At 62.1% G+C, this 12,509-nt stretch carries 11 protein-coding genes; 4 read left to right on the top strand and 7 right to left on the bottom strand.

Annotated features, from left to right (window positions below; all coding sequences use genetic code 11):
- The first annotated feature begins 426 nt into the window (after positions 1-426).
- From QWZ03_RS08870 to QWZ03_RS08860, 3 genes are read left to right on the top strand one after another with little or no spacing between them, the layout of a single operon-like run.
- Positions 427-2,268, top strand: coding sequence for a DNRLRE domain-containing protein (locus QWZ03_RS08870; RefSeq protein ID WP_290332361.1), 1,842 nt, complete (start codon positions 427-429; stop codon positions 2,266-2,268).
- A 42-nt stretch (positions 2,269-2,310) separates the two neighbouring features.
- Positions 2,311-3,936 carry an ethylbenzene dehydrogenase-related protein gene (locus tag QWZ03_RS08865; protein WP_290332360.1) on the top strand — a complete coding sequence of 542 codons (1,626 nt, stop codon included), beginning with the start codon at positions 2,311-2,313 and terminating at the stop codon, positions 3,934-3,936.
- 8 nt (positions 3,937-3,944) lie between these two features.
- Entirely contained in the window at positions 3,945-4,532 is a 588-nt protein-coding gene (locus tag QWZ03_RS08860) for an Lcl C-terminal domain-containing protein (protein ID WP_290332359.1), read from the top strand.
- A 62-nt stretch (positions 4,533-4,594) separates the two neighbouring features.
- On the opposite strand, the gene QWZ03_RS08855 is transcribed toward QWZ03_RS08860, so the two are convergent.
- The 6 genes from QWZ03_RS08855 to QWZ03_RS08830 all read right to left on the bottom strand — a co-directional run bounded on the left by QWZ03_RS08855 (position 4,595) and on the right by QWZ03_RS08830 (position 9,979).
- Entirely contained in the window at positions 4,595-4,858 is a 264-nt protein-coding gene (locus QWZ03_RS08855) for a hypothetical protein (RefSeq protein WP_290332358.1), read from the bottom strand.
- Between the two features lie 25 nt (positions 4,859-4,883).
- A complete protein-coding gene (gene hisC, locus QWZ03_RS08850) occupies positions 4,884-5,984 on the bottom strand; it encodes a histidinol-phosphate transaminase (RefSeq protein WP_290332357.1) in 1,101 nt (366 codons plus the stop codon).
- Positions 5,985-5,999: 15 nt separating this feature from the next.
- On the bottom strand, positions 6,000-6,578 hold the full coding sequence (locus QWZ03_RS08845) for a nucleotidyltransferase family protein (protein ID WP_290332356.1): 579 nt from the start codon (positions 6,576-6,578) through the stop codon (positions 6,000-6,002).
- A gap of 3 nt (positions 6,579-6,581) precedes the next feature.
- On the bottom strand, positions 6,582-7,169 hold the full coding sequence (locus QWZ03_RS08840) for an LOG family protein (protein WP_284196894.1): 588 nt from the start codon (positions 7,167-7,169) through the stop codon (positions 6,582-6,584).
- A gap of 288 nt (positions 7,170-7,457) precedes the next feature.
- Positions 7,458-8,531 (bottom strand): prephenate dehydratase, encoded by a 1,074-nt coding sequence (gene pheA / locus QWZ03_RS08835; RefSeq protein ID WP_284196895.1) that lies wholly within the window; start codon positions 8,529-8,531, stop codon positions 7,458-7,460.
- Between the two features lie 245 nt (positions 8,532-8,776).
- Positions 8,777-9,979 (bottom strand): MFS transporter, encoded by a 1,203-nt coding sequence (locus QWZ03_RS08830; protein ID WP_290332355.1) that lies wholly within the window; start codon positions 9,977-9,979, stop codon positions 8,777-8,779.
- A gap of 229 nt (positions 9,980-10,208) precedes the next feature.
- Here QWZ03_RS08830 and QWZ03_RS08825 point away from each other — a divergent pair, with 229 nt between their 5' ends.
- Positions 10,209-11,183, top strand: a complete 975-nt coding sequence (locus tag QWZ03_RS08825; protein WP_290332354.1) for a GlxA family transcriptional regulator — start codon at positions 10,209-10,211, stop codon at positions 11,181-11,183.
- Between the two features lie 107 nt (positions 11,184-11,290).
- On the opposite strand, the gene serC is transcribed toward QWZ03_RS08825, so the two are convergent.
- Positions 11,291-12,379: a 3-phosphoserine/phosphohydroxythreonine transaminase gene (gene serC / locus QWZ03_RS08820; RefSeq protein WP_290332353.1), complete on the bottom strand. Its 1,089-nt coding sequence runs from the start codon at positions 12,377-12,379 to the stop codon at positions 11,291-11,293.
- Positions 12,380-12,509: the final 130 nt, after the last annotated feature.

Raw genomic sequence — 12,509 nt, 5'->3', positions numbered from 1 at the left:
ACAAGACAAGGGCGCGTGGGGCAGGAGCATGGCGACCGCACGCGGTGCAGAACGATACCAGATCGAAGCCTTTGTTCAATCCGGGATGCCGGTAGGCACCGACCAGTACCCCCGCCAGACATACCAATGAGCACCACACCGGCCCACAGATATGCGTCAGAGGTACAACAAATCGGCACCTACACGCCACTTTGGCACCACCGACTTTTATTCGTCATATTTCCCTACTACATTCCAGCGACCTTAGTGGACTTGCCAGCAACCAGAATTGCCAAAACCAGACAAGGCGCGCGCATGACCCCGATGCCCTGTCGGCCGGATCGCTAGCGAGAGATACCCCAGCCGTACCGTATCAAGACGCAAGCGTAGTTGATGGCAGTCCCCTTCAGTCTGAAGACAGCATCAAAACCCATAAAGGAGGCGGAAATGAAGGTGTATAGGAGAATCGGCTTGCTGTGCCTTGGACTCGCACTGGCCAGCCAAGCAGAAGCAGCCGTCAAGAATGTGCGTGTCGTGTGGGAGGCCAACCCAAGCAGCGAAGCCATCATCGGTTTCTCGCGCAGTGGCTCGGCAGCCTCCAGCGGCCAATACGTCAAGTACGGTAGCAGCACCACTGAAAGCAGCTGGCAAAACAGCGGCGCTGCCATCAAGCGTACCTTCAAGAGCAGCCTGGACAACTACTTTGTCCGACTCACCGGCCTGACCGCCAATACCGAGTACTACTTCCGCGCCTGCGACAGCACCGGCTGCACCGAACCCTACTTCTTCCGCACTGCACCCAGCGCACCGCAAGGGCTTACCTTCATTGCGGGCGGCGATTCACGTACCAATCGCAGCCAACGCCAGCAGGGCAACCGGCTGGTACAGAAGGTCCGGCCTCACTTTGTCATGTTCAGTGGCGACTACACCGATAACCATAGCGCCAGCGAGATGGATACCTGGCTCAGCGACTGGCTGCTGACCTACACCCCGACAACCATCAACGGTGTGGCTTACAAGCAAGCCTATCCGCTCATCCCCACGGTGGGCAACCACGAGGCATCGGACATGAACTTCATGTGTTCGGTGTTTGGCGTGGATGCCGATCGCAACGGCAGTTGCTCGCTGCGCGACAGCTATTATGCGCTCAATGTCGGCAGTCTGTTGCGTATCTATACCCTCAATACCGAGTTCGGCTCCAGCCAGGCCAATGATCGTACGGCCCAGCGCAACTGGCTGAACGGCGATCTGCCGGCCAATGGCACGAGCGCCCAATGGCGCTTGGCTCAGTATCACAAGCCCATGTTCCCGCGCAGCTCGTCCAAGCCAGCAGTGCACCAGATCGCACTGGATTGGGCACAGGTCTTCTACGACTACCGCATGAATCTGGTCAATGAGTCCGACACCCATATCGCCAAGTACACCAAGCCGGTAAGGCCCAACGGCAGCGATTACCAGGAGGTCAGCGCCGGCACCGTCTACATCGGCGAGGGCGCCTGGGGTGCACCGGTGCGCACGGCAGACCGCAGCTCACCCTGGATAGTCGACCAAGGCAGCTTTGCCCACCTGAACGTGATACAGGCGACAGCAAGCAATATCGATATCCGTACGGTGTACCTGTCCAGCGAGCCTAGCACCAACACGCTGAGCAAAGCGGGCCGCGATGCCGACCCACTGGCCCTGCCAACCGGCTGGAGCCTGTGGGACTCGGCCGCTGTCGGCAATGTCTTCAGCCTCAAGCGGGCCGCCAACAACCTGACCGAGCTGAACGAGAGCACCAGCGTGCCCGGCCAGAGCATCAGCCTGAGCGCCACCCGCGACGTAACCGTCTCCAGCAGCGGCACCCTGCAAAATGGCAACACCGTGCTGGCCGATGGCGACGACGCAGGCAAGCAGTTGCGCGCCCTGCTGGGCTGGGGGCTGGCCAGCGTCCCCGCCGGCGCAACGGTGCAGAGCGCCTCGATCAAGCTCAACGTGGTCGATCCATCCAGTGGCAGCTACAACCTCCATGCCATGAACAGCAGCTGGAGCGAAACTGCCGCAACCTATGCCCAGACCTCGGGCGGTACGCTGATAGGCAGCGTGGTGCCATCCAGCAATGGCAGCGCCAGCATTACCCTCAATGCCGCTGGCGTGGCCATGTTGCAAGCCTGGCTCAATGGCAGCATGGTCAACCACGGGGTGGTCCTGTCCAGCGGTGGTAGCAGCAATGGTGTGGATTTCAGTTCGCGCGAAAGTGGCAATGCCGCGCAGCTCTTGCTGAACTTCACCGTACCCACCACGCGCTAAACCACTAGCCTAGCGGTAACGCTATTCGACCTAACGGCCCGCATGCTGACGCATTGCGGGCCTTTCCCCTTCACCGCCATGCCCCTGCACAAACCCCTTACCCGCATCGTCATCCTGCACTGGCTGGCACTGCCCTTGCTGCTGGCCAGCCTGGCCAGCGGCTTGCGCATCCATATCAGCAGCCGCCTGGACGACCTGCTCCCGGGTATCGCCCATTGGTTGCCGCAAGGTGATGTCTATGGCCTGCACCTGCTGCTCGCCTGCGGCTGGCTGGCACTAGCCTGTGCCTATGGCACCCACCTGTGGCTGAACCGCGCAGCTCGCCCATACAGCACGGCCGGTCGGATGGCGCCCTACAACCGTGGATTGATCCACGCCCTGCGCTGGCTGCTGCTGGCATTGCTGCTGCTGGGGCTGGCAATCTATCTGGCGGGCAGCGCAGCGGCGGGCGGCTGGCTGCTGTGGGCCCATCGCTGGCTGGCCTTCACCTTGCTGGCCTGCTTCATCCTGCATATGGTCATGCAGGCCGGCTGGACGCCCTGGACACAGCTACGCGCCATTGTCCTGCCAAGGCTGACATGGCAGGCCTGCGTCGTCACGCTGCTGGTGGTACTGGGCATCAGCGCCACCACCTGGCTGTTGCGGCCCACTTGGCAGCAGGCAACTACCGCTGTGCTGCCTGTCGGCAGCATCGCCTTGTCCGAGACCATCACCGTCGATGGCGCGAGCACCGAAGCCGCCTGGCAACATGCAGCCGCCCGCACCGTCGACACACTGGGCGTAGGCCGTGAACAGGCCGCCATACCGGTGACAGTGCAGGCACTGAGGCAGGGAGAAGTCATGTACTTCCGATTCAGCTGGCCCGACCCCACCCCCAGCCTGCAGCACCTGCCCTTGATCAAGACGCCCACAGGCTGGCAGATCAAGCAGCGCGGCCTGAACCAGCACGATGAAACCCTGTACTACGAAGACAAGCTGGCCATCATGTTTGCCAACGATGCCGCGGCGGCTGGCAGCGGAAGCATGCAATTGGGCCGGCAACCGGTACACCGGGCGCCACCACATGCGACGGGCAGGGGCTATCATGCAACCCAGGGTGGCGGCCTGATCGATGTATGGCACTGGAAGGCCGTCCGCACCCATGGCTTCAACCAGCTGGACGACAGCCATTTCGGCTCGCCCTACCCGGTGATCCCCGGCGATACCCGCTACACCGCCGGCTACAAATCCGACCCGCTGCAGGCCGGCGGTTACACCGAGAACTGGGCCTGGCCGGGCGAGGGCAACATCCGCCCCAAGCGCCTGCCGCGAGATCCCGCCCTGCTGGCACGCTTCCAGCAGGCCAAAGCAAACGATCCAAGCGTGTACTGGGGTATGTCCTGGTATGAATCCACGCCCTACGACAGTAAGGACGATCACTACCCAGTTGGCACCGTAATGCCTTCGGTACTGTGGAAGACCGTGTTCGAAGGCGACAGGGGCGATGTACAGGCCGCGGCACAATGGCAGCAAGGCCGGTGGACGCTGGAGGCCGCCCGCGGCATTCAATCAGCCTCGCCTTTCGATCTCGATCTGGTGGATGGGCTTTACCTGTGGGTAGCCGTGTTCGACCACGCCCAGATCCGCCATAGCTATCACCTGCGGCCCTTACGGCTGCGCTTCGATTGAGGCCCGCCATGCAACGCCTGCTACCGCTCCTGGCCTGGCTGGCCTGTACGGCCGCCGCCGCCGACGAATCCCGCTACCAGAAACTGACTGCCCAAGGCGCGGCGCAGCCTCCCCATCTCGGCCCCTGGGCCTGTATTGTGGACAAGCAGACAGGCTTGGTATGGGAGAACAAGACCGACAACGAAGGCACCCATCTGGACACGGCCACCTACTCCTGGTTCGATGCCGCCAGTGGCACCGGCAAGGCCAAGTCCGGCAGCTGCATCAATACCAGGCTGCAGGTCATCCCCTGCGATAGTAGCGATCTGATTGCCCAGGCCAGGCGTGAGCGCTGGTGCCAGCGCAGCGACTGGCGCCTGCCCAGCGCGGCAGAACTGCAGGGATTGCTGCTCGATACCGGCTTTATCGGCAATCCTCGCATCGCTACCGGCTTCTTCCCTCATACCGGCCGCTTTCCGTACTGGAGCGCCGACTTGCGTCAGAATGCGCGCAACGGATACGAGGCCAGACTGGTTCACTTCGGCAGCGGCCAGAGCCTGTGGCTATCGACGTCGGCAGCAGCGCGGATACGCCTGGTGGCGGGGCCCAGCCGATAAGCCTCTGGCCTGGCATCGCCCTTGCGCCCGCCAAGCCGCGTAGCACTGCTGTAGGCAGCCGCCTAGTTCTGCTCCAGCCCGCCGCCAGGGGATGGATCAAACCCATACGGCAGCACGCCCTCGGCGTAAGGGGTCTCTGCCAGCCACATATGCGCAGCCAGCAAACCCATTTGCGCCCTTGGGGCAAAACCCGGCGGATACACCGCCCTGCCCTGCTCATCGCACAGCTGCCAGTCACCGCCATGCTGGCGGCAATAGTCCGCCGCCAGGCGCTCACTCATAAAGCAATGCAGGGTATTGGTATCGAAACAGAGCGCAAAAACCATCTGCCAGTCTCCCGCGCCAGTAGGTCTAGCCCCCCAGCGCTGCTTCCAGCACGGCAATAAAACGCGCGTTCTCTTCAGGCAGTCCGATGGAAACGCGCAGGCTGTCTCTCATACCATAGTTCGTCAGCGGCCGAATGATGACCCCATGTTCCAGCATGTACTGGTTCAACAAGGCCCCGTCGCCGACGTGGAAGGTGATGAAGTTGGCGTGGCTGGGTATAAAGGGGATGCCGAGCCGGATGAATGCCTCGGTCAGCTGTTGCATGCCAGCGGTGTTGATGCGGATGGTCTCTCGCAGGAATTCGGCATCGTCCAGTGCAGCGACAGCCGCTGCTTGAGCAAGGGTGTTGACGTTGAATGGCCGGCGCACCCGATTCAACAGCTCGGCCACGGCTGGGCTGGCGATACCAAAACCGATACGCACCCCTGCCAGGCCATAGGCCTTGGAGAGCGTCCTGCAAACCAGCAGATTCGGAAAGCGCTGCAACAGCGCCAGGGTATCGCTGCGCTTCTCAGGCGGTAAAAACTCAACATACGCCTCATCCAGCACCACCAGCACCTGCGGCGGGCAGCTTTCCAGAAACTCCAGCACATCGCCTGGCCGGCACAGCGTGCCTGTGGGATTGTTGGGGTTGGCGATGAACACCAGTTTGGTATCAGGCTGGATGGCCGCCAGCATGGCCCCCAGATCATGGCCATACTCCACGGCCCGAACCTCCAGGCCTCTCGCACCGGCGGCTTGGGTCGCCAGGCTATAGTAGGCGAACGCATACTGCGAATAGACTACCGTGTCCCCAGGTGTCACGAAGGTGCGGGCAGCGAGTTCCAGGATATCGTTGGAGCCATTGCCCAGTACGATCTGCGACGGCTGCACGGCAAAACGCCGGGCAATGGCGGCCTTGAGCGCATAGCCATTGTCATCTGGGTAGCGCGTCAGGCCATCCATGGCCAACAGCATGGCCTCGCGCGCCTTGGTGCTGAGGCCTTGCGGATTCTCGTTGGATGCCAGCTTGATGATGCTGGCTGGGTCCAGATTCAGTTCTCGTGCCAGATCAGCGATGGGTTTGCCACCCTGATAAGGCGCGAGATCACGGATATGTTGGGGAGCTAGCGGGCTGGATGACATGAGGCTCTCGGCAGACTACTCGTGCAGGATAGTGAGCAGGGGCCAGCGTTCGGCATAACGCTTGTCGGCAATACGCTGGCGATAGGTTGCGATACTGACATGTGCCGGGTTGCGCCGCACCAGCAGGCCGAACAAATCCTCCAGACCCAGGGGGGCGACAAGCTGCAGCTGGTCGGCATGATCAAGCCAGACACCGACTGCCGTCGCCGTCTCCGGCCAGCTCGCGATGCCCTCGGCCAGACTGGTGATGGGTGCCGTCGGGTGGCCAAAATAACGCTCGAACCAGCAATGCACCTGCGCCTGGTTGCTAACCTCCCACACCAGCGATGGCACGAGCCCGGTCAGCCGAGCCTGCAGGCCGGCATCATGTGCTGTATCGGTGACCGTGGCATCGAAGTAAACCAGGTCCACATCGGACTCAGGCCAGGGTTGCGGCGTGCGGCCATGTGCCGCGTCCCAGACCATATTGCGCACCACCCCGGCCGCTAGGCACCAATCGGGCAGCCCCAGCGTACGTGCGGCGCGCAAGGCCGCCATCAGCCATGGGCTAGCCGCCACTAGGGCAAGCAGGCGGGCCGCCAGATCCGGCTGCATGGCTCAGCTTTGCGCCAGCGACACCTTGGCCGCCCAGTCACCCTCGGGTGCCTGATGCTGCCGCATCTTGTCCAACAGCTCGGCCGGGTTGTCTGCAACATGGAACAAGGCTAGGTGGCCGGGCTTGATAAAACCCTCCTGCTCAGCGTGGTGTATCCAGGCCAGCAGTGGGTCGAAGTAGGCCGCCACGTTGAGCAAGCCCACGGGCTTGCCATGGATATGCAGCTGCGCCCAGGTCAGTATCTCGAACATCTCGTCCAGCGTACCAAAACCACCCGGCAGGGCGACAAAGCCATCGGAGCGCTCGGCCATCAGCGCCTTACGGGTATGCATGCTGTCGACTTCTATCAGTTCGGTGGAATCCGGGTGCGCCAGCTCCTTGGCCACCATAAAGCCCGGTATCACCCCCACCGTCTCGCCGCCTGCGGCCAATACGGCATCGGCAACAGTGCCCATCAGGCCGACTCGGCCCCCACCCCATACCAGCGTCAGATCCTGCTCGGCCAATGTCTGCCCCAGCAGGCCGGCCGCCTCACGATAGGCAGGCCGCTTGCCGAACGATGAACCACAGAATACGCAAACCGACTTCATTTCATGACTCTCTGTCTATTGGGAACCGTGGCGGGCGCATCTGCCGCCACCTTGAAAACCTGCCTCCATGAGGCTCATCTGCAGACCAGCCGGCAATACGGGATATGACGGCTGCCTCGGTGGCGCCGCCATTTTGACCAGCCCGATATTGCCGCAGCGTGTGGGCCACCTGTGTGTACCAAGCCTATAGTCTGCCGCGCTAGCCTCTACCACGCAGTGCGGCCAGCCATCCGTGCCGGCGGCGTAGATGAGGCAAAGGCCACTAGCCCCTGCCGCCTGTGCTGGATATCAGAGCACCGCCACCGGGTAGGCACCCAGCACCTTCACGAAGGCCGCGCGTTCACGCAAGGCATCCAGCGTCTGCTGCACCCGTGCCTCGCCGGTATGGCCTTCGATGTCGACAAAGAAGACGTATTCCCACAAGCCGGTACGCGAGGGGCGCGACTCGAACTTGGTCATGGAGACGCCATGCTCGGCCAGGGGGCTCAGCAATTGGTGGACCGCGCCAGGCTTGTTTTGGGCCGACATCACCAGGCTGGTCTTGTCACGACCACTGGCCGTCGTGTGGTGGTAACCCAGCACCAGGAAGCGAGTGGTGTTATTGGGCTCGTCTTCGATGTTCTCTGCCAGCTTGAGCATGCCGAACTTCTCCGCTGCAGCGTCGCCGGCAATGGCGGCACATTGGGTATCCAGGCTGGCCAGGCGCGCGGCTTCGGCGTTGGATGACACCGAGATGCGTTCCACCTCGGCGGGCAGGTTCTTGTTCAGCCACTCATGGCATTGGGCCAGCGATTGGGCATGCGAATAAACCCGGCGTATGCCGTCAAAGCTTGGGTCCTTGCGCAAGAGGTGGTGGTGGATGCGTAGCACCACCTCACCACAGACCTGCAAGGGGGTGTTCACCATCAGATCCAGGGTACGGCCCACGGCACCCTCGGTGGAGTTCTCGACCGGTGCCACCACATAGTCGGCACTGCGCGCCTCTACCACCCGGAATGCTTCGTCTATGCTGGCACAGGCCTGGGTAACGGCAGCATGGCCAAAATGCTTGATGGCGGCAGACTGGCTGAACGTACCTTCGGGGCCCAGATAGGCGATGGTAAGCGGCCGCTCTATGCTGAGGCAGGCCGACATGATCTCGCGGAACAGCTTGGCGACCGATTCGTCCGGCAGCGGCCCCCGATTGGTCGCCTTGATGCGCGACAGCACCTGCGCCTCGCGCTCGGGCCGGTAGACCAGCCCGCCCCCCTTGATCTCGCCTATGGCGCGGGCATGGCTGGCGCGCTCGTTCAGCAGTTCAAGAATGCGGGTATCGAGTGCATCGATGGCGTCGCGGTGGGATTTGAGTTGTTCATCAGACATGCTGCACCTTGGCGAAAGCGCACCAGGCATAGGGTGGTGCGGGACGGATGAGCATAGCATGGCTTGGCGGTGCTGCTTTATGCCAGCTGGGCCTATAAGACATTGCCGTGTTTCGCCCCAGCCATAGTCTCAAAAACCGCACATGGCCCATAGATTGGCCAGCACCACCTGGGATTCGGGCCGGATATAGGCGGCAAACACCGCCGCCAGTGCGGCCGCCACCAGGCACCAGCGCATCCAGCGTCTCATGTGGCGGCCATGGCCGCCGGCCGGCCTATGGCCTGCTCGCGTATAGGCCAGTTGATCAGGGCCGCACCGATGCCCAGGCCGATGGAGATGTACCACACCACGTTGTAGGAGCCAGTGTGGTCATATAGCCAGCCTCCCAGCCACACACCAAGGAAGCTGCCTATCTGATGCGAGAAGAAGACAAAGCCCGACAGCATCCCCAGGTGCTTGACGCCAAAGATGGTGGCAATCACGCCATTGGTCAGCGGCACGGTGGAGAGCCACAGAAAACCGATGACGGCGGCAAATATCCAGACGCTCAAGGCCGTCAGCGGCGCCAGCAGGAACACCGAGATAGCCACCGCCCGCGCAAGATAGATCATCGACAGCAGATACTTTTTACTGAAACGCGCGCCCAACTGGCCAGCGGTATAGGTACCAAACACATTGAACAAGCCGATCAAGGCCAGCGCAACCGCCGCCACACTCCCAGGCAGGCCAAAATCCTTCAGATAGGCCGGCAGATGCACGCCGATGAACACCACCTGGAAACCACAGACAAAATACCCTGCCATCAGCATCTGGAAACTAGGGTAGCGAAAAGCCTCCCGCGCGGCCGCCCAAACGCTTTGACCGGTTCCATGCCCTGCCGCAGGCGCATCTTCCCTTAAGCCCCTGGCGGCTGGGATGATCAGCAGCGACATGGCCGACAGGATCAGCAAGGTCGGCATCCAGCCCAGGCCGGAGATCAGCTGCTGCTCCACCGGCACCATCATGAACTGGCCAAAACTACCGGCAGCCGAGGCTATACCCATGGCCTGCGAGCGCTGCGACTCGGGTACGGCGCGACCAATCACCCCAAAGACGATGCTATAGGTAGAGCCCGACAAAGCCAGCCCCAACAGCACACCGGCAGAGCCGGAGAACATCCAGCCGCTGCTCGATACCGTCATCAAGGCCAGCCCTGCGGCATAGAGCAAGGCGCCCACCACCAGCACCCGCGTTGCCCCATAGCGGTCGGCCAGGGCGCCGGTGAACGGTTGGGCCGCCCCCCAGACCAGGTTCTGCAAACCCAGCGCCAGCGCAAACACCTCGCGGTTCCAGCCAAAATCCTGGGTGATGGGCTGCAGAAAGAAACCAAAGCCATGGCGTATGCCCATGGAGAGGGAGACGATGATGCCGGCGCAGATCAGCACCCGGCGGGCGGTGCCATTGAACATGGTATGACTCCCGTTGGAATGGCTGCAATGTGCGCCTAAGCCGCCGGCTCGCCAAGAGACAGCGCAGCGCAAATGCACCATCACAGCAGCCTGAACCAGCTGTTTGGCAGAAAGTGATGGTAGATTGGCATTCATGCCACGCAGGCTCGCGGCAAGATGGCAGAAACTCAGAGCCTGTTCAAAATCTTGAGCGCCGCGAAATCCCCCCTGTCCCTCGGGAGTCGTCAGCATGCCACGCCCGCCACGCCACATACTCTTCCTACTGTGCGACAGAATGAATCTGCTCGACATCACCGGTCCGCTGGAAGTCCTGTCGCAACCCAATCGCATCCATCCCGATGCCCCGCCCTACCACATCAGCGTCGCCTCGCTCAAAGGCGGCCTCATCACCACCTCGGCCGGTGTGCGGCTGGATACCACCGCGATCAGCGAGATCTCGCTGGACGAGGTCGATACCTTGATATTGCCCGGTGGCGGCGCGGGCTATGTCCCGTTTGCATCGCAAGCCATGGTCGACTGGATCAGTATGCACGCCCCGCAGATACGCCGCATCTGCTCCACCTGTACCGGCGCCTTCACGCTGGCCGCCACCGGCTTGCTCTCGGGCCGCCGGGCAACCACCCATTGGCTGGCAGGTGAGGCCTTGCTCAAGCTGGATGCCACCATACGGCTGGAGGAGAACGCTTTGTTCGTACAGGACGGCAAGTTCTGGACAGCGGCCGGCGTGTCCTCCGGCATAGACCTGGCCCTCGCACTGCTGGAGGCAGACCTGGGCCATCAGGCCGCCATGCAGGTGGCGCAAAGGCTGGTGGTGTTCCTCAAGCGTCCCGGTGGGCAATCGCAGTTCAGCACGCCGCTACGTATCCAGACACTGGATGGCCGGCTGGCCGACCTGCATGGCTGGATGGCGGCCAATCTGCAGGCCGACCTGAGCGTTCCCAGCCTGGCACGCCGCGCCGGCATGAGCCCCCGCAGCTTCGCTCGCCACTACAGCGAAAAAGTTGGCCTCTCCCCCGCCAAGGCCGTCGCCGCCATGCGGCTGGAAGCCGCCAGCCAGGCGCTCGCAGCCAGCCCGCAGCCCATCAAGACCATCGCAGCTCTCTGTGGCTTCGGCGACGAACAAGCCCTGCGTCGGGCCTTCATGCGCCAGTTTGGTGTCGCACCGCAGGCTTATCGGGAGCGGTTTACGCGCATCCTCGCCTGAGAACCTGTTCAAGGAATCGCAGCCTATGGAGCTGTCCTCTCTATACCCCTTCCCCAACAATAAAGCCGGCAATGCCGGCTTTGTTGTTGGGGGTGACTTACACTCGTTCAACCGTGATGCCGGGCAAAGTCCTGCATGAAAGCCGTCAGCGCTTTCACGCCTTCCAGCGGCATGGCGTTATAGATGCTGGCACGCATTCCGCCGGTCGAGCGATGACCCTTGAGCTGCAGCAGGTTGCGGGCGCGTGCCTCCTTGATGAAGTCCTCATCCAGCCGTTCTTCTGCCAGCTTGAACGGCACATTCATGCGCGAGCGATAGGCCTTTTCCACCGGGCAGTGGTAAAAACCATTCGAGGTATCGATGGTCTCGTACAGTAGCGCCGCCTTTTCGATATTACGCTGCTCTATGGCCTTGAGCCCGCCCTGGCGCTGCATCCACTTGAACACCAGGCCCGCCACATAGATGGCGAAGGTAGGTGGCGTGTTGTACATCGAGTCACCCTCCGCCTGGATCTTGTAATCGAACATGGTGGGGGTGCCTGATACGGTTTGCCCCAGCAAGTCTTCACGCACAATGACGATGGTCAGGCCGGCTGGGCCAATGTTCTTCTGGGCACCGCCATAGATCAGCCCGAAGCGACTGACATCAGTCGGCCGCGACAGGAAGTTGGACGACATGTCGCAGACCAGCGGCACACCATCGCTATCAGGAATGAAGGGGAATTCCACGCCGCCCAGGGTCTCGTTGGAGGTGTAGTGCAGATAGGCGGCCTGCGGGTCGCGCTGCCAGCCATCCTGTGCCGGCACGTAGCAGTAGCCACGGTCTTCGGCACTGGCGACCACATGGGTGCTCACCCCGAACTTGCGTGCTTCCTTCATGGCCAGCTTGGACCAATGGCCGGTGTCGACAAAATCGATGCTGGCGTGGCCACGTATCAGATTCATCGGCACCATGGCGAACTGGGTGGTGGCCCCGCCCTGCAGGAACAGCACCTTGTAGTTGGCGGGGATACCCATGACCGCACGCAGGTCTTCCTCGGCCTCGGCCGCGATCTGCATGAATTCCTTGCCACGGTGGCTCATCTCCATCACCGACATGCCGCTACCGTGCCAACTGAGCAACTCTCCCTGCACTTCGAGCAGGACTTCTCGTGGCAAAACGGCGGGACCGGCGCTGAAATTGAAGACAGGGGACATGAATGCTCCAGAAAGTGGGGACCATATTCAGACTACCCAAAGGCAAGCGAGTTTAACCGCCGGGCAGGCTATCGGGCACGGCCAGGAAATCCGGCCTCATCGCGGTGCGGCACAAGGCCTCCATCACGCA

This window comes from Chitinimonas viridis, from assembly GCF_030409555.1.
Taxonomy (GTDB): Bacteria; Pseudomonadota; Gammaproteobacteria; order Burkholderiales; family Chitinimonadaceae; genus Chitinimonas; species Chitinimonas viridis.
Note: the sequence above shows the minus strand (reverse complement) of the source record. Positions and strands in the feature narration are given on the sequence as shown.